At 57.9% G+C, this 20,722-nt stretch carries 19 protein-coding genes and 3 tRNA genes; 10 read left to right on the top strand and 12 right to left on the bottom strand.

The genetic code is table 11. The features are described from left to right. Nucleotide 1: 1 nt before the first annotated feature. The 9 genes from NWP14_RS20540 to NWP14_RS20500 all read left to right on the top strand — a co-directional run bounded on the left by NWP14_RS20540 (nt 2) and on the right by NWP14_RS20500 (nt 5,629). Nucleotides 2-78 (top strand) — tRNA-Arg (locus NWP14_RS20540). Nucleotides 79-173: 95 nt separating this feature from the next. Further along, nucleotides 174-250, top strand: a tRNA-Arg gene (locus NWP14_RS20535). Nucleotides 251-475: 225 nt separating this feature from the next. Next, a tRNA-Arg gene (locus NWP14_RS20530) sits at nt 476-552 on the top strand. 480 nt (nt 553-1,032) lie between these two features. After that, complete coding sequence (locus NWP14_RS20525) at nt 1,033-1,347, top strand: BON domain-containing protein (protein ID WP_095098381.1); 315 nt, start codon at nt 1,033-1,035, stop codon at nt 1,345-1,347. Nucleotides 1,348-1,467: 120 nt separating this feature from the next. Then, nucleotides 1,468-2,034: a fructose-1-phosphate/6-phosphogluconate phosphatase gene (gene yqaB, locus NWP14_RS20520; protein ID WP_095098378.1), complete on the top strand. Its 567-nt coding sequence runs from the start codon at nt 1,468-1,470 to the stop codon at nt 2,032-2,034. Continuing rightward, nucleotides 2,031-2,459 carry a YqaA family protein gene (locus NWP14_RS20515; RefSeq protein WP_095098373.1) on the top strand — a complete coding sequence of 143 codons (429 nt, stop codon included), beginning with the start codon at nt 2,031-2,033 and terminating at the stop codon, nt 2,457-2,459. The genes yqaB and NWP14_RS20515 overlap by 4 nt, the downstream gene beginning before the upstream one ends. Nucleotides 2,460-2,574: 115 nt before the next feature. Then, nucleotides 2,575-4,131 (top strand): glutamate--cysteine ligase, encoded by a 1,557-nt coding sequence (gshA, locus tag NWP14_RS20510; RefSeq protein WP_375215889.1) that lies wholly within the window; start codon nt 2,575-2,577, stop codon nt 4,129-4,131. Between the two features lie 163 nt (nt 4,132-4,294). After that, nucleotides 4,295-4,810 (top strand): S-ribosylhomocysteine lyase, encoded by a 516-nt coding sequence (gene luxS / locus NWP14_RS20505; protein ID WP_072051859.1) that lies wholly within the window; start codon nt 4,295-4,297, stop codon nt 4,808-4,810. Between the two features lie 51 nt (nt 4,811-4,861). Then, nucleotides 4,862-5,629, top strand: coding sequence for a helix-turn-helix transcriptional regulator (locus NWP14_RS20500; protein WP_331833965.1), 768 nt, complete (start codon nt 4,862-4,864; stop codon nt 5,627-5,629). On the opposite strand, the gene leuA is transcribed toward NWP14_RS20500, so the two are convergent. The 12 genes from leuA to NWP14_RS20440 all read right to left on the bottom strand — a co-directional run bounded on the left by leuA (nt 5,608) and on the right by NWP14_RS20440 (nt 19,147). Then, entirely contained in the window at nt 5,608-7,284 is a 1,677-nt protein-coding gene (gene leuA / locus NWP14_RS20495; protein ID WP_375215888.1) for a 2-isopropylmalate synthase, read from the bottom strand. The genes NWP14_RS20500 and leuA overlap by 22 nt on opposite strands. Nucleotides 7,285-7,431: 147 nt before the next feature. Next, complete coding sequence (emrB, locus tag NWP14_RS20490) at nt 7,432-8,967, bottom strand: multidrug efflux MFS transporter permease subunit EmrB (protein ID WP_375215887.1); 1,536 nt, start codon at nt 8,965-8,967, stop codon at nt 7,432-7,434. Between the two features lie 15 nt (nt 8,968-8,982). Further along, nucleotides 8,983-10,155, bottom strand: coding sequence for a multidrug efflux MFS transporter periplasmic adaptor subunit EmrA (emrA, locus tag NWP14_RS20485; protein WP_331833960.1), 1,173 nt, complete (start codon nt 10,153-10,155; stop codon nt 8,983-8,985). Nucleotides 10,156-10,284: 129 nt separating this feature from the next. Continuing rightward, entirely contained in the window at nt 10,285-10,815 is a 531-nt protein-coding gene (gene mprA / locus NWP14_RS20480; RefSeq protein ID WP_041146855.1) for a transcriptional repressor MprA, read from the bottom strand. Nucleotides 10,816-11,108: 293 nt separating this feature from the next. After that, on the bottom strand, nt 11,109-12,104 hold the full coding sequence (gene proX / locus NWP14_RS20475) for a glycine betaine/L-proline ABC transporter substrate-binding protein ProX (protein ID WP_331833957.1): 996 nt from the start codon (nt 12,102-12,104) through the stop codon (nt 11,109-11,111). A gap of 71 nt (nt 12,105-12,175) precedes the next feature. Continuing rightward, nucleotides 12,176-13,240, bottom strand: a complete 1,065-nt coding sequence (gene proW / locus NWP14_RS20470; RefSeq protein WP_331833955.1) for a glycine betaine/L-proline ABC transporter permease ProW — start codon at nt 13,238-13,240, stop codon at nt 12,176-12,178. Further along, complete coding sequence (proV, locus tag NWP14_RS20465; protein WP_095098356.1) at nt 13,233-14,435, bottom strand: glycine betaine/L-proline ABC transporter ATP-binding protein ProV; 1,203 nt, start codon at nt 14,433-14,435, stop codon at nt 13,233-13,235. The genes proW and proV overlap by 8 nt, the downstream gene beginning before the upstream one ends. Before the next feature lie 356 nt (nt 14,436-14,791). Next, nucleotides 14,792-15,754, bottom strand: coding sequence for a class 1b ribonucleoside-diphosphate reductase subunit beta (nrdF, locus tag NWP14_RS20460; RefSeq protein WP_095098353.1), 963 nt, complete (start codon nt 15,752-15,754; stop codon nt 14,792-14,794). 10 nt (nt 15,755-15,764) lie between these two features. After that, a complete protein-coding gene (nrdE, locus tag NWP14_RS20455; RefSeq protein ID WP_095098350.1) occupies nt 15,765-17,909 on the bottom strand; it encodes a class 1b ribonucleoside-diphosphate reductase subunit alpha in 2,145 nt (714 codons plus the stop codon). After that, entirely contained in the window at nt 17,882-18,292 is a 411-nt protein-coding gene (gene nrdI, locus NWP14_RS20450) for a class Ib ribonucleoside-diphosphate reductase assembly flavoprotein NrdI (protein ID WP_095098347.1), read from the bottom strand. Before nrdI ends, nrdE begins: the two co-directional genes overlap by 28 nt. Next, nucleotides 18,289-18,531 carry a glutaredoxin-like protein NrdH gene (gene nrdH, locus NWP14_RS20445; RefSeq protein WP_095098344.1) on the bottom strand — a complete coding sequence of 81 codons (243 nt, stop codon included), beginning with the start codon at nt 18,529-18,531 and terminating at the stop codon, nt 18,289-18,291. The genes nrdI and nrdH overlap by 4 nt, the downstream gene beginning before the upstream one ends. Before the next feature lie 184 nt (nt 18,532-18,715). After that, nucleotides 18,716-19,147: a carboxymuconolactone decarboxylase family protein gene (locus tag NWP14_RS20440; RefSeq protein WP_375215886.1), complete on the bottom strand. Its 432-nt coding sequence runs from the start codon at nt 19,145-19,147 to the stop codon at nt 18,716-18,718. 168 nt (nt 19,148-19,315) lie between these two features. On the opposite strand from NWP14_RS20440, the gene NWP14_RS20435 reads away from it, so the two are divergent. After that, on the top strand, nt 19,316-20,671 hold the full coding sequence (locus tag NWP14_RS20435) for a PLP-dependent aminotransferase family protein (RefSeq protein WP_375215974.1): 1,356 nt from the start codon (nt 19,316-19,318) through the stop codon (nt 20,669-20,671). The last annotated feature ends 51 nt before the right edge of the window (nt 20,672-20,722 follow it).

Genomic DNA, 20,722 nt, shown 5'->3' with positions numbered 1-20,722 from the left:
TGCATCCGTAGCTCAGCTGGATAGAGTACTCGGCTACGAACCGAGCGGTCGGAGGTTCGAATCCTCCCGGATGCACCATCTTCTTCGAGATAACAGCACTTTTGTTGTTTCATGGTCTGCGAGATAATCGCCAGCGCCAGGGAAGTTAACGTAGTAAAGAAGTTCTCCCTGATGCATCCGTAGCTCAGCTGGATAGAGTACTCGGCTACGAACCGAGCGGTCGGAGGTTCGAATCCTCCCGGATGCACCATCTTCTTCGAGATAACAGCTATTCTGTTGTTTCAAGGTCTGCGAGATAATCGCCAGTACCAGGGAGGATAACGTCGCATAAGCGACGGCCCGTAGGGCGAACCCAGTGAGTCATCCTCCCGGATGCACCATCTTCTTCGAGATAACAGCAATACTGTTGTTTCATGGTCTGTGAGATAATCGCCAGCACCAGGGAAGATAGCGTAGTAAAGAAGTTCCCCCTGATGCATCCGTAGCTCAGCTGGATAGAGTACTCGGCTACGAACCGAGCGGTCGGAGGTTCGAATCCTCCCGGATGCACCATCTTCTCCTGAACTAACCCCAACATTATTGCTTCATGGTCTGCGAAAAAACCGCCAGCACCAGGGAGGATAACGTCGCATAAGCGACGGCCCGTAGGGCGAACCCAGTGAGTCATCCTCCCGGATGCACCATCTTCTCCTGAAATAACCCCAACATTATTGCCTCATGGTCTGCGAGATAGTCGCCAGCACCAGGGAGGATAACGTCGCATAAGCGACGGCCCGCAGGGCGAACCCAGTGAGTCATCCTCCCGGATGCACCATCTTCTCCTGAAATAACCCTGACACAATTGTTCCACGGTCTGCGAAATAGTCCCGCGTTCGAAAACCTTATCGCCCAACCACCCCGTCAGCCGCCGTCGCTTAGCCGTTTCTGCACGCTCTTGCGCACTTTTTAATATTGGCAAGTTGCTCTTTCCACTATAATTTACCCCTGTATATCGACCTGATTCGGGTGAGATGAGTGCAAGGAGAGAAATCCATGAAATGGTTCAAAGCAATACCTGCCTTTTGCGCGACGCTTCTGGTTGCCGTATCTCTGGCTGGCTGTGCCGGATCGGCCACGAAGGAAAGTACCGGCGGCTATATCGACGACACCGTCGTGACCACCAAAGTCAAAACCGCGCTGTTTAACGAAAAAGAGATTAAATCCACTGAAATTAGCGTGCAGACCTTCAAAGGCCGCGTTCAGCTGAGCGGTTTTGTTTCGTCACAGAAGGATGCTAATCGCGCCGTAGAGGTGACCCGCAGAGTGCAGGGCGTTCGTTTGGTTGAGAATGATTTGAAAATCAAATAAGCCGATGCATCGATATAATAAAGGCGCCCCGTGGCGCCTTTGCTGCTTCTGCCTCCACCCGCGACAATATGCGCCTTTTGCGATAAAGTAACCTTTCCTTATCCGGTTTGTGAGAACACGATGTACGAACGTTACGCAGGACTTATCTTTGATATGGATGGCACTATTCTTGATACCGAGCCGACGCATCGTAAGGCCTGGCGCGAGGTTCTGGGCCGTTACGGAATGCGTTTCGACGAACAGGCGATGGTCGCGCTCAATGGTTCTCCGACCTGGCGTATTGCCCAGGTGATTATCGAAATGAACCAGGCGGATTTAGACCCTCATCGCCTGGCTTTGGAAAAAACCAACGCCGTCAAAGCGATGCTGCTGGATAGCGTGCGCCCCTTACCGCTGATTGAGGTGGTAAAAGAGTGGCACGGCCGTCGCCCGATGTCGGTTGGCACCGGCAGCGAAAGCGCCGTTGCGGAAGCTCTGCTGGCCCATCTCGGCCTGCGTCACTATTTCTCCGCGGTCATTGCCGCCGATCACGTAACAAACCACAAGCCTGCTCCTGATACCTTCCTGCTGTGCGCCGAGCGCATGGGCGTTGCGCCGGAAAAATGCGTGGTGTTTGAAGACGCTGACTTTGGTCTGCAGGCCGCACAGCGCGCGGGGATGGATGCTGTCGACGTTCGGCTGCTGTGAGCGACGCGCTATCGCTGATATCGCTGTTTGCCAGTAGCTTTCTCAGCGCCACGCTGCTTCCCGGTAACTCGGAAGTTGTGTTGGTTGCTATGCTGCTTACGGGAGCGAGCCAACCGTGGATGCTGGTATTAATAGCAACAATCGGCAATAGCCTTGGAGGGGTAACTAACGTTATTCTGGGGCGCCTGTTTCCGCTGCGCAAAACGTCGCGCTGGCAGGAGAAGGCTTCCGGCTGGTTAAAGCGCTACGGTGCGGTCACATTATTATTAAGCTGGACGCCGGTGATAGGCGATTTGCTGTGTTTACTGGCGGGATGGATGCGCATTTCCTGGGGACCAGTGCTCTTTTTTTTATGCCTTGGTAAAGCGCTGCGCTATATCGTCATTGCGCTGGTTACGCTTCAGGGCATGATGTGGTGGCACTAATTGTGGAACTGAGGCTCTCCGGACAGGCTGTAACAATAACGTCTGCTGGAATAACCTGTATGGTCACCATTACAATTATGCTTATTCAAATGATTTCGACAGGCGGGAGGTCAAATTGATCCCGGACGTATCACAGGCGCTGGCCTGGCTGGAAAAAAATCCGCAGGCGCTAAAGGGCATTCATCGCGGCCTTGAGCGCGAAACGCTGCGCGTTAACGCCGATGGCTCGCTGGCCACTACCGGCCATCCTCAGGCATTGGGTTCGGCGCTGACCCATAAATGGATTACCACCGATTTTGCTGAAGCTTTGCTGGAGTTTATTACGCCGGTTGATGGCGATATTCAGCACATGCTGACTTTTATGCGCGATGTTCATCGCTATACCGCCCGCCATATCGGCGATGAGCGGATGTGGCCGCTGAGCATGCCCTGCTATATTGCTCCGGGCCAGGACATCGAGCTGGCGCAGTACGGCACATCGAATATCGGCCGTCTGAAGACGCTGTATCGTGAAGGGCTGAAAAACCGCTACGGCGCGCTGATGCAAACCATCTCCGGCGTGCACTATAACTTCTCTCTGCCGATGGCGTTCTGGCAGGCGAAGTGCGGCGTTGAGGACGAGGAAAGCGGGAAAGAGGCCATTTCGGCGGGCTATTTCCGCTCAATCCGCAACTACTACCGCTTTGGCTGGGTGATCCCGTATCTGTTTGGCGCTTCCCCGGCGATTTGCTCCTCTTTCCTGCAGGGGAAACCGACCACGCTGCCGTTTGAGAAAGCGGAAAACGGCATGTATTACCTGCCGTACGCGACCTCCCTGCGCCTGAGCGACCTCGGCTATACCAATAAGTCGCAAAGCAATCTCGGAATTACGTTTAACGATCTGCAGGAGTATGTGGCAGGATTGAAGCGGGCGATTAAAACCCCGTCGCAGGAATATGCGGAAATTGGCCTCGAGAAAGACGGTAAGTACCTGCAAATTAACAGTAATATTCTGCAGATTGAAAACGAGCTCTATGCGCCAATCCGCCCGAAACGCGTGACCCGCAGCGGCGAGACGCCGTCTGACGCGCTGCTGCGCGGCGGAATCGAATATATCGAAGTTCGTTCACTGGATATCAACCCGTTCTCGCCGATTGGCGTTGACGAGCAGCAGGTGCGCTTCCTCGATCTGTTTATGGTCTGGTGCGTGCTGGCCGATGCGCCGGAAATGAGCAGCGACGAGCTGCTGTGTACGCGCACTAACTGGAATCGGGTGATTCTTGAAGGGCGTAAGCCTGGCCTAACGTTGGGGATCGGCTGCGAAAGCGCGCAGTTCCCGCTGGCTGAGGTAGGTAAAGATCTGTTCCGCGATTTGCGCCGCGTTGCGCAGATTCTGGACGGCATTCACGGCGGCGACGCCTATCAGAAGGTGTGCGATGAGCTGGTTGCCAGCTTCGACGATCCGGAATTAACTTTCTCGGCGCGCATTCTGCGTTCTATGCTTGAAGAAGGGATTGGCGGCACCGGTAAGGAGCTGGCCGATCGGTATCGTACGATGCTGCGGGAAGAGCCGCTGGAGATTTTACGCGAAGAGGATTTCATTACCGAGCGTGAGGCGTCAGCCGTGCGTCAGCAGAAGGTAGAAGCGGAAGATAGCGAACCGTTTAGCGCTCTGTTAGCGAGACACGCGTAGCAAAAAGCGGTACAAAAGAAAAAGGCCACATCAATGTGGCCAAACTTTCATCTCTGATTCAGGGATGATGATGATAATAAATGCGCGTCTTTCACATACTCAGACTAGCGGGTGTAAAAAGAGTTCATTTTATTTTAAAAAAAATCACTATCGGAGGTGAAGAATGCCGTTGTTAGATAGTTTCACAGTCGACCATACCCGAATGGAAGCCCCTGCGGTGCGCGTCGCGAAGAAAATGAACACGCCGCACGGCGATGAAATTACCGTTTTCGATCTGCGTTTTTGCATACCGAATCAGGAAGTGATGCCGGAAAGAGGCATTCACACGCTTGAGCACCTGTTCGCGGGCTTTATGCGCGACCATCTCAACGGTAAGGGTGTGGAAATTATCGATATCTCTCCGATGGGTTGCCGCACGGGCTTCTATATGAGCCTGATCGGTACGCCGGACGAGCAGCGCGTAGCGGATGCCTGGAAAGCGGCAATGGCCGACGTGCTGAAGGTAAAAGAGCAGAGCCAGATCCCTGAGCTCAACGTTTACCAGTGCGGTACCTACACCATGCACTCGCTGGAAGAAGCTCAGGACATCGCGCGTCATATTCTTGAGCGCGACGTACGCATCAACAGCAATGACGAGCTGGCGCTGCCGAAAGAAACGCTGCAAGAACTGCATATCTAGTTCTTCTGCCACGGCCCGGCGATAGCGTCGGGCCGATATCCTCACGCCGCGATGTCGACGACTTCCCGCTTCTCCTTTCAGCATCGCTCCCTGGTGCCCTTTGCCCATGATTACGCCCATGGCGATAGCGAGCCGTGGCATCAGCATGACTGCGTCCAGCTGCTGCATATCCTGAGCGGCGTGGTGCGGGTGGAGACGCCGGCTGGCTACTGGGTTGTCCCGCCGGGGCGCGGCGTTTGGCTGCCGGCGGGTACGCCCCACGCGCTGCGGATCACCGGCGCAGTCGCGGCGCGCACGCTGTTTATCGATCCCCTTGCCCGCGCCGATCTGCCGTCATCGTGCCAGATCGTGCAGATCTCGCCGCTGCTGCGCGAGCTGATCGTCACCTCGCTGACGCTGGCCGAACGCTACGATCCCGGCAGCCGCGATGAGCGCGTCTATGAATTAATTCTTGATGAGATCCGCGGCATGACCGTGCTGCCCTTTGGCCTGATCGAACCGCAAAGCGAGGCGCTGCGCCGGCTATGTCAAAAGGTCCGCGAAACGCCGGGCGACGCCTGGAGCTGCGTCCAGGCGGCAAAAGAGAGCAATATGAGCGAGCGGACGCTCAACCGCCACTTCCAGCAGCAGACAACGCTGACCTGGAGCGAATGGGTGCGCCGGGCGAAACTAATGGAAGCGCTGGTGCGCCTGGCGCAGGGGCAGTCGGTCCTGCGGGTGGCGCTGGACCTTGGCTACGGCAGCCACAGCGCCTTCAGCGCCATGTTCCGCCGGGTGATGGGGATGGCTCCCAGCGATTACTTCCGCTCGCCAGAGTGATCGCCGCCGCTGAGCGCATTGCATAGCGCCTGGAGCGAGGCCCGGGCAACATCGTTATCGATCCCGACCCCCCAGCGGCTGTCGCCATTCGGCAAGACGCAGCGGATATAGGCCACCGAACGGCTGTCGCTGCGTTCGCCGAGGGTATGCTCGTGATAATCCTTAATCACAAACTGTTGCTTAAGCAGCGCGCTAAGCCCGCTTGCCGCGGCGGAAAGCAGCCCGTTGCCGTTCCCCTGCAGCCTGCGGGTCTCGCCGTAGACCCTGAGCGTCGCCTGCAGCGAGAGCTGGCCGTCCTGCTGGCCGTCGCTTTTATAATCCAGCAGCGCCAGCGGCGGTGCAGCCACCAGGCCGTAGCGCTCGCGAAACAGCTGCCACAGGGCGTTTTGCGTCATCTCCTTGCCGTGGCTATCGGTTGCGCGCTGCACGTGCAGGCTGAAATCCTGCTGTAGCATGCGGGGCAGCTTTAAGCCGTGATTCTGCTCAATCAGCCATGCGCTGCCGCTCTTACCCGACTGGCTGTTGACGCGGATAACCGCCTCATAGCTGCAGCCGATGTCCTGCGGGTCGACGGGCAGGTAGGGCATTTGCCAAATTTCGCCGGGCCGACGGGCGTCGAAACCTTTCTTAATCGCATCCTGATGCGAGCCGGAAAAGGCGGTATAGGCGAGGCTTCCCGCCCACGGATGACGCGGGTGAACCGGCAGCTGGTTGCAGCTCTCGACGATCTCCACGACCCGCTTCATCTCCGGGAAGGTGAGCTGAGGATCGACGCCCTGGCTGTAGAGGTTCATGGCGAGGGTGACCAGACAGACGTTGCCGGTGCGCTCGCCGTTACCAAACAGGCAGCCTTCAACGCGATCGGCGCCGGCCATCACCGCCAGCTCGGCGCTGGCAACGCCGGTTCCGCGGTCATTATGCGGGTGGACGCTGATGCAGACGTCGGCGCGGCGCGAGAAGTGACGGCAAAAATACTCGATTTGATCGGCATAGACGTTGGGGGTGTTGACCTCCACGGTGGCGGGCAGGTTGATGATCATCGGGCGTTCGGCGCAGGGCTGCCAGATGTCCGCCACCGCTTCGCAGATCTCCAGCGCAAACTCAGGTTCGGTAAAGCAGAAGGTTTCCGGCGAATACTCATACTGCCAGCGCGTTTGCGGCTGCTGTTCGCACTGCTGGCGGATCAGTCGGGTGGCGCGGGTCGCCAGCTCAACCACCTGCGCTTTTTCCATACCGAAGACCAGCCGGCGAAACAGAGGCGCGGTGGCGTTATACAGATGCACGGTGGCGCTGTGGGCGTCGCGCAGCGATTCGAAGGTGCGCAGGATTAAATCTTCCCGCGCCTGGGTCAGCACCTGAATGGTGACGTCCTGGGGGATACGCTGCTCCTCAATCAGCTGGCGAACGAAGTTGAAATCAGTCTGCGATGCGGACGGAAAAGCGACTTCAATCTCTCTGAACCCACACTCCAGCAGCAGGTTCCAGAACTGCAGCTTGCGCGCGCCGTCCATCGGCTCCGCCAGCGCCTGGTTGCCGTCGCGCAGGTCGGTAGAGAGCCAGCGCGGCGCGTGGGCAATTTGCCGGTCCGGCCAGCGGCGATCGGGCAGGGATATCACCGGCGAGGGGCGATACTTTTGGTGAGGATTTTTCAGCATGATGAGCTCCTTGAGTTGGATCTTTATCCTGCACGACAAGGAGAGCGGGGCGCTTTAGCGCAGTGGACAGAAGCTAGCGCAAACTGGACAGGCAGGCGTTTTTATCGGCCAATAAAAAAGGGATCCGCAGATCCCTTAGTATTAACGCTAGTGCGCACCGCCGCCGCCGCCCGCGCTGAACGGCGGTCGGGCAAACCACACCAGGCCTAACAGCAGGATAAAGATCCCCGCCGAGACCCAGAATATTTCGTTAGCGGAAATAATTAGCCCCTGGTTGGTTATCTGCTGGGCTATCCAGCCGGACGCCTGCTGCTGGGTCATCCCCAGCCCCTGCAGCTGGTCATACATCTGCTGGGCGTTAGGGTTGTAGGGCGTGACCGACTCGGTGAGCTGCGCGTGGTGCAGCGCCTCGCGGTTGGTCCACATGGTGGTGGTTATCGAGGTCCCGATAGAGCCCGCCAGCGTACGGGTGAAGTTCGACAGGCTTGAGGCCGCCGCCAGCCGCTCCGCCGGCAGGCCGGACAGGGTGATGGTGGTCAGCGGCATAAAGAAGCAGGCCACCGCGAAGCCCTGGATAAACTGCGGCCAGGCCGATGCGCCGAAGTCCATCCCCGGTTCGAAGGTCCATGCGCGCCAGTAGAAGCACACCGCATACATGATAAAGCTGAAGGTCACCAGCCGACGCATATCGAGCTTATGGGCAAAGCGGCCGATGATCGGCGAGAGAATGACCGGGATCACCCCCACCGGCGCCGACGCCAGACCCGCCCAGGTCGCGGTGTAGCCATAGACCTCCTGCAGCAGCTGCGGCAGCAGAACGATAGCGCCGAAGTAGAGCATATAGGCGAGGCTGATGCACAGGCAGCCGATGGTGAAGTTTCGCGACTTAAATAGCGAAAGGTCGACTATCGGGTTGTCGTCGGTAAGCTCCCAGACGATAAGGAAGCTGATGGCCACCACGGCCACCACCGTCAGGACGATAATCTCCGTGGAGGCGAACCAGTCCAGCTCCTTACCGCGATCGAGCATCACCTGCAGGCTGCCGATGCCAACCACCAGCAACGCCAGCCCGACGCCGTCGATGCGCCGCTGCTCGGTGCGGGTTTCCCGGCTGCGCAGGGTTTGCAGCGTCATGATCACCACCGCAACGCCGATCGGGACGTTGATAAAGAATATCCAGCCCCAGTGGTAGTTGTCGCTGATATAGCCGCCGAGGATCGGCCCGCAGATTGGCGCCACGATAACCGTCATCGACCACAGCGCCAGGGCGATGGAGCGTTTTGCCGGCGGGTAGTTGTTGAGCAGCAGACTTTGCGACAGCGGGATCAGCGGACCGGCGACGATCCCCTGAATCACGCGGAAGAAAATCAGCATCGTCAGGCTGTTGGACATGCCGCAGGCCCAGGAGGCGATGGCAAACGCCACCGTTGACCACAGGAACAGCTTCACTTCCCCCACGCGTTTTGCCAGCCAACCGGTTATCGGAATGGAGATGGCGTTTGCCACCCCAAACGAGGTAATCACCCAGGTACCCTGGCTCAGGGACGAGCCAAGGTTACCGGCGATGGTTGGGATAGCCACGTTGGCGATAGTGGAGTCCAGCACCTGCATGAAGGTCGCAAGCGACAGCGCAATGGTCATGATGACCAGCTGCGCGCCCTCCAGCGGTTTTTGCTGTTGCATTACGCTCACCCCGAATTATCCGGCGTTAGCCTGGATGATGCCGTTGATCAGTTTGTCTACCGGGTCGAGAGCGATTTCACGGGCATTACTTTCATACGCCGGAGACTTACGCGTCTCGTTCGCCAGTATCTCGCCGTCGCGGTTGGAGGTATCCACTTCAACCAGCGTAGAGAGGCCAATACGTAGCGGGTGCGCCGCCAGCTGCTTCTCATCGAGCTCAATACGCACCGGCAGACGCTGGACGACTTTAATCCAGTTCCCGGTGGCGTTCTGCGCCGGCAGCAGGGAGAAGGCGCTACCGGTCCCCATATCCAGCCCTACGACCTTACCGGTGTATTTCACATCGTCGCCGTAGATATCGCTGATTACGGTGGCCGGTTGGCCGATGCGCATATGCGCCAGCTGGGTCTCTTTAAAGTTGGCGTCGACCCACAGATTCGTCGCCGGAACGACCGCCATTAGCGGGGTGGTCGGGCTTATCTGCGCGCCGGGCTGTACCGAACGACGGGAAACGTAGCCGCTAATCGGGCTGACGATCTGCGTACGCTGCAGGGCCAGCCAGGCGTTACGGACGTCGGTGGCCGCCTGCAGAACGGCAGGCTGCTGCTCAAGGCGGGTCCCCAAAACGATGGCCTGGTTGGCGTTAAACTGCTGCACCGCCACGTCGAGCTCGGCCTGGGCGCTGGCGACGGTATCGCGAGCGTGCTGCAGCTCCTCGCGGCCGATCAGGTTAGCGGCTCCCAGGGGGATACGGCGGTTGAGGTCGGTTTGCGCCTGCGAGAGCGCGGTTTTTTTGACGTCGATATTGGCCTGCAGCTGCTTGCTGTTGATCATCGACTGACGGGTTTGACGCACGCTGGCGGCCAGCTGGGTTTGCGCTTTCTCAAACGCCTGCTGGGCATCGGTCTGGTCGAGGGTGACCAAAGGATCGCCTTTCTGCACAAAATCGGTGTTGTCGGCCCAGACTTTCGTCACGCTGCCGGACACCTGCGCCATAATCTGTACCTGATTCCCTGCCACATATGCGTCATCGGTCTCTTCATAATGACGCAGTACCAAAAACCAATAAATCCCATATGCCACGGCAACAATAATAAAGAGCAATGTCAGCAACAGAAGGGCACCTTTGCGCTTCCCTTTCTTGCTGCCCGGTTGCTGCGGGGTTTGGCTCTCCGCATTTGCGCTCATGTTATTCTCCACGATCTTATTATTTCACATCGGCTGGGCCGACCTGTTTATCAGAAAGGCCAGCAGAAGATCTGCTGGCCTGGTCTGTTTTTCCTTGTCAATTCAGAAAGATTTCGAGCGGTTCCGTGCTTAGCGCAGAGACTCCGCAAGCACACCGTCCTCTTCCATCTGGTCAAGGCGACCAAGCAGTTTACGGGTGATGTGCTCGAGCTGATCTTTTTCGCTGGTGCTTAAAGAAGACCAGAGCTGATGCAGGCAGTTGTGCTGCGGAGGCAGAACCTCACGCAAAAACTGATGACCTTTGTCGGTAAGCTGCAGATGCAGACAGCGGCGATCGTTATCGCTTTCACGGCGTTCAATCCAGCCGCGTTTTTCCAGCTCGTCGGCAATGCGCGTGGCGTTGGTGCGTGACGACCCCAGGGCGCAGCTCAGCTCGGAGGGCTGAATGCTGTGGTTTTCCTGAGATTCCAGGGTGATCAGCGCCATAAATAATGTCTCGTTAATTCCCTGCGCTTTCAGCATTTTATTGCGATTTTCCAGTAGCTTACCTTGCATGTGCATGCAGAGGCGAGTTAACAGAATCTCCTGGAAAGGGAAATCTTCGTGACGGCTGGCGCGGAATTTGAGCATTTGCTCAATGGGAGTAAACGAACTATCCATTTGGGTATGACCTCATTAATTACAGCCGATATAATAACTATTGTGACAAATAAATCAAATGAATTATTGACTACAATTGATACGTTAAACCTATAGCCAGGAATAAAATCTCTTTGCCGGTTCGTAGGTTAGCGCACATTAGCGACGGGAGATACTGAGGCGGCAGGAGCGGAGGTGGTTTTGTGGAATAGCGAAAGAGAAGCGGTGCCCGGGCAGGGCGCAGAAGGCGAAACCCGGGAACCTCCGGCGGCATAACGCACGCCGGAGCGACATGGCATTCTGACGAGGGCGGATTATTTCTGCGCCGCCAGCGCCTCTTTCAGCCAGCCGTCAAACTGCTGCTGGTGGGCTTTGATCCAGCCGTCAACGTGGCCCTGGATATCCGCTTCCGAAGCGTGGCCTGCATGCATCATGGCGTTTTCGGCGTTAATGTCGGCAATCGGCAGCTTCATGATACTGAACAGCTTCGCCGCCGCCGGGTTTTTCTCGGCCCAGGCTTTGTTGGCCACAATATGCATGGTGCTGACCGGGAAGCCGTAGTTCGCGCCGTTAGCCAGTTTGGTGTCGATGTTCTTCTGTACGCCTGGCAGGGAGGAGAACGGCACCTGCAGCCAGACCACATCTTTACCCGGTTTCAGCACGTCGCTGACCCAGTACGGCGTCCAGGTGTAGTAAATCACCGGCTTGCCTTCTTTATAGCGAGCGATGGTATCGGCCATCATCGCGGCATAGTTGCCCTGGTTGTGCACCACGGTGTTGCTCAGGCCATAGGCATCAATCTGGTGGTTAATCACCGCTTCACAGCCCCAGCCCGGCGTACAGCCGGTGAGATCGGCCTTACCATCGCCGTTAGTATCAAACAGTTTGGCGATTTTCGGGTCTTTCAGCTGATCGATAGATTTAATGTGATACTGCTCGGCGGTTTTCTTATCAATCAGATAGCCCTGCGCGGCGCCGTTAACAAAAACGCCTTCGCGGTAGAAGCTCTTGTCCCCGCCGGCGGCGGCGTACATGTCGTCATGCAGCGGCTGCCAGTTAACGGCGGTAAAGGTGGCGTCGCCGGAGGCGAGCGAGGTGTAGCCGACGTTATAGTCAACTTCACTCGGCTTATCGACGGTGTAGCCCAGCTTCTCCAGCGCGCGGCTGACCAGCAGGGTCTGGAAGGTCTCTTCGGTGATGGTGCTCTGAATCGGTTTTACGGTGATGCCTTTACCCGGCAGATCGGCGGCAAAGGCGCCGGTGGAAATGAGTGCGGTGAACGCTGTGGCAAGAATCGCTGTATGTCGCATCGTTGTTCCTCATAAATATGAAAGGATGACTGCTGGCCCGGCAGGCGCAATGCCGCCGGGCAATGAGAAGGTTATTTACTGAAAGGACGAGTGATCAGCCCCAGCGGCCCGGTGGTGTACCAGCGGCGGCTGCCGCGGCTGCGGGAGTCGCGCCCAACGGCCTGGGTCAGGCGGTCAAGAATGATGGCGAGGATAACAATCCCGACGCCGCCCACGCTGGCCAGGCCCATATCAAGACGGCCGATCCCGCGCAGTACCATCTGGCCGAGACCGCCGACGGCGATCATCGAGGCGATAACCACCATCGAGAGCGCCAGCATCAGCGTCTGGTTGACCCCGGCCATAATGGTCGGCATCGCCAGCGGCAGCTGAACTTTAAACAGCAGCTGGCGCGGGCTGGCGCCGAAGGAGCGCGATGCCTCAATCAGATCGGCCGGCACCTGGTTAATCCCCAGAATGGTCAGACGCACGATGGGCGGCAGGGCAAAGATAATGGTCACCACCACGCCTGGAACGTTACCGATCCCGAACAGCATGACGATTGGCACCAGGTAGACGAACGCCGGAGTGGTCTGCATGGCGTCGAGCAGCGGACGGATAATTTTTGCCGCGCGCGGGCTGCGCGCCAGCCAAATCCCCAGCGGCAGGCCGATCAGCATACAGAACAGCAGGGCGGTCAGAACCAGCGCCAGGGTGACCATCGCCTGCGACCAGGCGCCGATAGCGCCGATAGCCACCAGCGAGATCAGCGTGGCGACGCCCATTCCGACGCTGGAGATCTGCCAGGCGATCAGGGCGAATATCACAATCGCCACCGGAGCGGGCATCCCTAACAGCAGCTGCTGGAAGGCGCTGAGTATGTAGTCCACCGGCACGCGGATCCCCTGGAACAGCGGGCGGAAGTGGATCACTATCCAGTCGATACCGTGCGTCACCCAGCTATCCAGCGGGATCAGCGTCTTATGGAACGGGTCCATGATGTTGAAATGTTCCGGCTGCGCCTGCGGCGCGCTGGTCAGCCAGTCGGCACCGCCGCCGTCGGTCGGCGCGGCGGCCGGAGTGCCCCAGGCATCGGCAGATTGGGCGGCGCTATCCGCCGCCGGTGCGGTATCCCACGGGTTAGATTGATCAGCCATTGTTTGTCCCCTCGCGATCTAAAGCCTGCAGCAGCATTCGTTTAGAAATGATGCCGATATACTGATGCCCTTCATCCACAACCGGCACCGCGCACGGTGCCTGGCCTACGTGGGAGAGCAGGTCGCTAAGCGACGTTTGCGCATCCACCGCCTGCGGGGAGTCGAGTAACGCCGCATCAATTCCTTGACCTTCGCTCAGCGCGGATTTCAGTGAATCAATGGAGACAATGCCGACAAACTTATTACCGCGTTCAATCACATAACCATATTCGCGGTCTTCATCCTGCAACAATTTCAGCGCCGAACGGGGGCCAAATCCCGGCGTTTTACGAATTAAGCCTACCGGGCTACGGCGGGCAATATCCTTGGCGCTGAATACCTGGCTAATATCGACGCCGCGGAAGAAGGTTTTCACGTAATCATTGGCCGGATTATTCAGGATTTCATCCGGAGTACCGACCTGAATAACTTCGCCATTTTGCATGATGGCAATCCGGTCACCGATGCGCATGGCTTCATCAAGATCGTGGGAAATAAAGACCACGGTGCGCTGGTGTTTGGCCTGTAATTTTGTCAGCTCATCCTGCATTTCGGTACGAATTAAGGGATCGAGGGCCGAGAAGGCTTCATCCATTAATAAGATATCGGGGTTAATCGCCAGCGCGCGGGCGAGCCCGACGCGTTGGCGCATCCCGCCGGAGAGTTCATCCGGCCAGGCATGAGCGTAGTTTTCCAGACCGACCTGGCGCAGCGCCTCCAGCGCTTTCTCCTGGCGTTGCTGGGTGGAGAGGCCCGCCAGCTCCATGCCAAAGGCGGCATTGTCCAGCACGGTCATATGCGGCATCAGCGCAAATGATTGAAAAACCATTGCGATCTTTTTTCTGCGCACCTCGCGCAGCTCGGATTCTGAGATTTTGGCGATATCCACGCCGTCAATCAGCACCTGTCCGCGGGTGGGTTCAATCAGGCGATTGAGAAGGCGAACCATGGTGGATTTTCCCGATCCGGAAAGCCCCATGATGACGAATATCTCGCCTTCTTCAATGGTCAGACTGGCGTCTTTTACGCCAAGTGAAAGCCCCGTTTTTTCCAGCAGTTGTTCTTTAGTAAATCCTTTTTCAATATATTTGAACGCTCGCTGCGGATGCTCGCCAAATATCTTATAGAGATTCTTTATTTCTAATTTAATTGCCATGCAATAGAGAGTTTCCCGTTATTTGTATTATGTCGATATAGTACCTGGTGGAGATATTTACCTGTTTACACCCTAACATACTCAGATTCTGTGACAACCCTCAATGTCCGCGGCGGGAGGATATGGCGCGGCAGCAATGCCGCGCATTCCCCGTGATATAAGGGCTGAGCGTTGATTACGCCGTAGTGATATTTTTTAATGCTTACCGGAGAATTATTGTCAAAATCACGGGATTTCTACTAAATATTACGAGAGGATTTCCTGAAAATGTCAGAACAGATAATGGTGTGATGAATGGAAATAATGTGAAATAGATCACCAGGAATCAAGTGAATATATTCCTGGTGAAAGTAAGGTTAAAAGTCCCAATCGGCGTCGGCGGTTTCTTCCGTTTTACCCATCACGTAGGACGATCCTGAGCCAGAGAAAAAGTCGTGGTTTTCATCGGCGTTTGGCGAGAGCGCGGCGAGGATCGCCGGATTGACCGCGGCCATTTCCGCCGGGAATAGCGCCTCATAGCCCAGGTTCATCAGCGCCTTGTTGGCGTTGTAGCACAGGAAGGCGGTGACCTCCTCAGCCCAGCCGCTGTCGGCGTACAGTTCATGGGTATAGGCCAGCTCGTTATCGTAGAGATCCATCAGCAGATCGAGGGCGAAATTCTTCAACTCCTCCCGCTTTTCGGCGCTGACTTTTTCCAGCCCTTTTTGATATTTGTAGCCGATGTAATATCCGTGCACCGCCTCGTCGCGGATGATCAGGCGAATCAGGTCGGCGGTATTGGTTAGCTTACCGCGGCTGGAGAAGTACATCGGCAGCCAGAATCCGGAATAGAAGAGGAAGGATTCGAGGAATACGCTGGCGATTTTCTTCTTCAGCGGCTCATCCGCGTGATAATACTCCAGCATCAGCTCGGCTTTGCGCTGGAGCGGGGCGTTCTCTTCACTCCAGGCGTAGGCGGCGTCGACGTCTTTGGTCTGGCACAGGGTGGAGAAAATCGAGCTGTAGGAGCGGGCGTGCACCGCCTCCATAAAGCTGATGTTCGACATCACCGCCTCCTCATGCGGGGTGAGGGCGTCGTTCATCAGCGCCGGCGCGCCCGCGGTGTTCTGAATGGTATCGAGCAGCGTCAGGCCGGTGAAAACGCGGATGGTCAACTGCTGCTCCGTCGGGCTGAGGGTCTGCCACGCGGGGATATCGTTGGACAGCGGCACCTTCTCCGGTAGCCAGAAGTTGCTGGTCAGGCGGTTCCACACCTCCAGATCCTTGTCGTCCTGAATCTTGTTCCAGTTAATGGCGCTAATGCGCGATAGATGGGTCATCGGGTTCTCCTTACAGCGCGCAGGACACGCAGCCCTCAATTTCAGTACCTTCCAGCGCCAGCTGGCGCAGGCGGATGTAGTAGAGCGTCTTAATGCCTTTTTTCCACGCGTAGATCTGCGCCCGGTTGATATCGCGGGTGGTGGCGGTATCGGGGAAAAAGAGCGTTAAAGAGAGCCCCTGATCGACATGTCGCGTGGCCTCGGCGTAGGTGTCGATAATTTTTTGCGGGCCGATTTCATACGCGTCCTGGTACAGTTCCAGGTTGTCATTGGTCATAAACGGAGCCGGATAGTAAACCCGACCGGTTTTGCCCTCTTTGCGGATCTCTATCTTCGAGACGATCGGATGGATGCTCGACGTCGCATGGTTGATATAGGAGATAGAACCGGTGGGCGGCACCGCCTGCAGGTTGCGGTTATAGATACCGTAACGCATCACGTCATCGCGCAGCTGCTGCCACATTTGACGGTCGGGCAGGGCGATACCGGCGCGGGCGAACAGCTCGCGCACCTTCGCCGTTTTCGGCTGCCAGTCGCCCTGCAGATACTGCTGGAAATACTCGCCGCTGGCGTAGCGCGAACGGGCGAAACCGGCGAAGCGCTGGTCGCGCTCGCGCGCCATCAGCATTGAGGTATGCAGCGCATGCCAGGTCACGGTGTAAAAATAGAGGTTGGTGAAATCCAGCCCCTCCGGGCTGCCGTAGGCGATACCTTCCCGCGCCAGATAGCCGTGCAGGTTCATCTGCCCCAGCCCGATGGCGTGAGAGGCCGCGTTACCCGCCGCCACCGAAGGCACCGAGCGAATATCGCTCATATCGGATACCGCCGTCAGGCCGCGAATGGCGACTTCAACCGTGCGGGCAAAGTCGGGCGAATCCATAGTATGGGCGATATTCAACGAGCCGAGATTGCAGGAGATATCCTCGCCGACGCTGGCGTAATCGAGATTTTCGTCAAAGGTCGACGGGGTGTTGACCTGCAAAATTTCCGAGCACAGGTTGCTCATGTTGACCCGTCCGGCAATCGGGTTGGCGCGGTTCACGGTATCTTCAAACATGATGTACGGATAGCCGGACTCAAACTGAATCTCCGCCAGCCGCTGGAACAGATCGCGGGCGCGGATCCAGCGCTTGCTGACCCGCTCGTCGGCGACCAGCTGCGGGTACATCTCGCTGACGGCGATATCGCCGAACGGTTTACCGTACAGCCGCTCGACGTCATAGGGTGAGAACAGCGCCATCTGCGCGTCGTCTTTCGCCAGCTGGAAGGTCACGTCCGGGATAACGACGCCGAGCGACAGGGTTTTGATGCGGATTTTTTCATCGGCGTTTTCGCGCTTGGTGTCGAGGAAGCGCAGGATATCCGGATGATGGGCGTGCAGGTAGACCGCTCCGGCCCCCTGGCGGGCGCCGAGCTGGTTGGCGTAGGAGAAGGCGTCTTCCAGCATTTTCATCACCGGCACCACCCCCGACGACTGGTTTTCGATACGCTTAATCGGCGCCCCGGACTCGCGCAGGTTCGACAGCAAAAACGCCACGCCGCCGCCGCGTTTTGAGAGCTGCAGCGCCGAGTTTACCGCCCGGCCAATCGACTCCATATTGTCTTCGATGCGCAGCAGGAAGCAGGAAACCAGCTCCCCGCGCTGCTGCTTGCCGGCGTTAAGGAAGGTGGGGGTCGCCGGCTGGAAGCGCCCGCTCAGGATCTCATCGGTCAGCTGGCGGGCCAGGGTTTCGTCGCCCTGCGCCAGGCTCAGCGCCACCATGCAGGTGCGATCGGCGAAATGTTCAAGGTAGCGTTTGCCGTCGAAGGTTTTCAGCGTATAGCTGGTATAGAACTTCCAGGCGCCGAGAAAGGTCTGGAAGCGGAAACGGTAGCCGTGGGCCTGCTCAAACAGCGCGAGGACGAAACGGCGGTCGTAGCGGGCCAGCACGCCGGCGTCGTAGTAACCTTCGGCCATCAGCCACTCCAGCTTATCGTTCTGGCTGGCGAAGGGGACGGTGTTGGCGTCGACATGCGTCGCCATAAAGGCGTCCACCGCCTGGCGGTCCTTTTCAAACGGAATGCGGCCGTTGCTGTCGTACAAATTCAGCATGGCGTTCAGGGCGTGGAAATCCGGCGCCTCTGCGGTTAGACGTTCTGCGGTTGTTGTTGCCAAAATTCGCTTACTCCTTTGCGTACGTTAGCGACATCTTGTGGGGTACCCATCAGCTCAAAGCGATAGAGGTACGGCACGCTGCATTTCTGCGCGATAACGTCGCCGGCCCGGCCGTAGGCGTCGCCAAAGTTGCGGTTGCCTGCGGCGATGACGCCACGAATTAACTGACGATTGTGGGGATCGTTTAAAAAGCGGATCGCCTGGCGCGGCACCGCGCCCGCGGTACCGCCGCCGCCGTAGCTGGGGACGATGAGAATATAGGGTTCGTCTACCTGGATACGCTCTCGCTCGTTAAGCGGAATGCGCACCGCGGGCAGCCCCAGACGCAGGACGAACCGATGCGTATTTTCGGAGCTGCTGGAGAAGTAGACGATGAGGCTCATGCGCTGGCCGCCGTGACGGGATGCAGGCGATTAATCATATCCGGACGGAAGCCGGACCAGCGGGTCTCGCCGGCAATCACCACCGGCAGCTGGCGAAAGCCCTGCTCGCGCAGCATCTCTGCGGCATCGGGATGATGCTCGACGTTGACCATCTCGAAGGCAAAGCCGCGGCTCTCCATAGCGCGCTTAGTAGCATGGCACTGAACGCAGTCATTTTTAGTGTAAATAGTAATGCGCATGATTCGTATTTCCATTTAAGATAACAGGACGGCGCAAAAAGGCGCAGCGGTTGGTATCGATTAACTGTTCAGGAAATACTAGATGTAGTTGTAGAAAAGTTCAACCACGCAATATATAGCGTTTTAAAATAAGAAAAACCCCCAAGGAGCGATCCTGTGAGGGCGGGGGCGGCCGGGCGTAAAACTACAGACGCATGCTGACGGCAAGACGGTTAAAGGCGTTCATCAGGCTGATGGCGAAGGTTAAATCGCTGATCTGACGGGGGCTAAAATGCTCCAGCAGCGGCAGATAAACGTCATCTTCCGCATGGCTGCTGGCGATGTGGGTCACGGACTCCGCCCACGCCAGCGCCGCGCGCTCCGCGGCGTCAAAGTGGGCGCTTACCCGCCAGCCGGCCAGCGCGTCCAGACGGCCCTGGGCGACGCCGGATTTGCGCAGCGCTTTACTGTGCATCTCCAGGCAAAAGGCGCAACCGTTAATCTGCGACACGCGCAGGTAGACCAGTTCCAGCAGCGTGCCGTCGAGCGCGCTTTTTTCCAGCGCAACTTTCGCCTGTACCAGCGCGTTATAGACTTCCGGACTGAGTTCATTGTAGGGCTGACGCAGTGTGTTCATTTTTCTCTCCACATTAAGAGCTATCCCTTTGGCTACAGGGCCCTGCAGCGGGCCCCAAACGGACATCAACGGTGACGTCTGTTGAGATAGTCTCTAAGACGGCAGTCAAAATAGCACTATAATGGACTGCAAAAGATAGCCATATTTTGATGAAAAAAGCAGACCATGATGGAAGCCAAAAAAGCGCCGCACTACCAGCGTATCGCCCGCCAGCTCAAATCCGCCATTGAGCGCGGCGAGCTGCCGCCGGGCAGCCGCCTGCCCGCCAGCCGGGTATATGCTCAGGAGCTTGGCGTATCCCGGGCGACGGTGGAAAATGCCTGGGGTGAGCTGGTGGCCCAGGGATGGCTCGAACGGCGCGGCCAGGCGGGAACCTTCGTCAGCGAGCGTCTCAGCCCGCAGCAGGAGGCGCCGACGCGTTTGGCGACGGGCAGCGAGCCGACAGCGCCCCTGCCGTTTAAAATGGGCCTGCCGGCGCTGGATCTTTTCCCGCGCGGCCTGTGGGCGCGGGTGATGGGCCGCCGCCTGCGCACGCAAACCCGCTTCGATCTGGCGCCGGGTGAGCCCTGCGGCGAACCGATCCTTCGTCGGGCGATTGTCGATTATCTCCGCCTCTCGCGCAGCATTGAGTGCCAGCCGGAGCAGGTGCTGGTGACCGGCAGCTATGCCGCATCAATGACGCTGATCCTGCGTACCCTGGCGCGGCCCGGACAGGCAATGTGGATGGAAGACCCCGGTTTTCCGCTTATCCGCCCGACGATCGCGGGGCAAAATATCATCATTAATCCGGTCCCCGTGGATGATGAAGGAATGGATGTGGAGTACGCGCTGCGTCACTTTCCGGACGCGCACTTCGCGCTGCTGACCCCCGCTCACCAAAGCCCGACCGGCGTTGCGCTCTCGCTTGCGAGACGCAGGCAGCTGCTGGCATGGGCGGCGCAAAATGACGGCTGGATTATCGAAGATGATTACGATAGCGAGTTTCGCTATCGGGGCAAGCCGCTGCCGCCGTTGAAAAGCCTCGATGCCCCGCAGCGCGTGATCTACTGCGGGACGTTCAGCAAATCACTATTCCCCGCGCTGCGCACCGCGTGGCTGGTGGTTCCCCCGCCGCAGGTGCCCGCATTCCGGCGCCAGGCGGAGCTGATGAGCTGCAGCGTTCCGACGCTGTGGCAGCAGACGCTGGCTGATTTTATTCAGGAAGGCCATTTCTGGCGCCATCTGAAAAAAATGCGCGCCAGCTACGCCCTGCGCCGTCAGTGGCTGGAGTCGGCGCTTTCGGCCGCCGGCTTTGCGGTGGTTCCGCAGCTGGGCGGCATTCAGCTGGTTATTGCGACGCGCGGCGACGATCGGCTGCTGGCGCGGCGGGCAAGGGAGGCCGGGCTGGACGTTCAGGCGCTGAGCGACTGGCGGATGCAAAGCCGCGGGGAGGGAGGGCTGCTGGTCAGTTTTACCAACCTGACGTCACCAGAGATGGCCGCTGACCTCGTGCGTCAGCTCAGGCTGGCTATCGGCGAGAAATAAAAAACCCCCGCATACCGACGGCATACAGGGGTTGACGCGTATTTGTTATCT

It is taken from the genome of Klebsiella sp. C349492 (assembly GCF_042055345.1).
GTDB classification, from domain to species: domain Bacteria; phylum Pseudomonadota; class Gammaproteobacteria; order Enterobacterales; family Enterobacteriaceae; genus Klebsiella; species Klebsiella scottii.
Note: the sequence above shows the minus strand (reverse complement) of the source record. Positions and strands in the feature narration are given on the sequence as shown.

Excerpts from the sequence above, each read along its gene's own strand:
- nrdF (WP_095098353.1), bottom strand. The coding sequence starts at position 15,754 with ATGACCCATCTATCGCGCATTAGCGCCATTAACTGGAACAAGATTCAG.
- proW (WP_331833955.1), bottom strand. The coding sequence starts at position 13,240 with ATGGCTGATCAATCTAACCCGTGGGATACCGCACCGGCGGCGGATAGC.
- nrdI (WP_095098347.1), bottom strand. The coding sequence starts at position 18,292 with ATGAGCCTCATCGTCTACTTCTCCAGCAGCTCCGAAAATACGCATCGG.
- emrA (WP_331833960.1), bottom strand. The coding sequence starts at position 10,155 with ATGAGCGCAAATGCGGAGAGCCAAACCCCGCAGCAACCGGGCAGCAAG.
- luxS (WP_072051859.1), top strand. The coding sequence starts at position 4,295 with ATGCCGTTGTTAGATAGTTTCACAGTCGACCATACCCGAATGGAAGCC.
- NWP14_RS20440 (WP_375215886.1), bottom strand. The coding sequence starts at position 19,147 with ATGAACACACTGCGTCAGCCCTACAATGAACTCAGTCCGGAAGTCTAT.
- leuA (WP_375215888.1), bottom strand. The coding sequence starts at position 7,284 with ATGCTGAAAAATCCTCACCAAAAGTATCGCCCCTCGCCGGTGATATCC.
- proV (WP_095098356.1), bottom strand. The coding sequence starts at position 14,435 with ATGGCAATTAAATTAGAAATAAAGAATCTCTATAAGATATTTGGCGAG.
- proX (WP_331833957.1), bottom strand. The coding sequence starts at position 12,104 with ATGCGACATACAGCGATTCTTGCCACAGCGTTCACCGCACTCATTTCC.
- yqaB (WP_095098378.1), top strand. The coding sequence starts at position 1,468 with ATGTACGAACGTTACGCAGGACTTATCTTTGATATGGATGGCACTATT.
- mprA (WP_041146855.1), bottom strand. The coding sequence starts at position 10,815 with ATGGATAGTTCGTTTACTCCCATTGAGCAAATGCTCAAATTCCGCGCC.
- NWP14_RS20500 (WP_331833965.1), top strand. The coding sequence starts at position 4,862 with ATGTCGACGACTTCCCGCTTCTCCTTTCAGCATCGCTCCCTGGTGCCC.
- NWP14_RS20525 (WP_095098381.1), top strand. The coding sequence starts at position 1,033 with ATGAAATGGTTCAAAGCAATACCTGCCTTTTGCGCGACGCTTCTGGTT.
- nrdH (WP_095098344.1), bottom strand. The coding sequence starts at position 18,531 with ATGCGCATTACTATTTACACTAAAAATGACTGCGTTCAGTGCCATGCT.
- NWP14_RS20435 (WP_375215974.1), top strand. The coding sequence starts at position 19,316 with ATGGAAGCCAAAAAAGCGCCGCACTACCAGCGTATCGCCCGCCAGCTC.
- emrB (WP_375215887.1), bottom strand. The coding sequence starts at position 8,967 with ATGCAACAGCAAAAACCGCTGGAGGGCGCGCAGCTGGTCATCATGACC.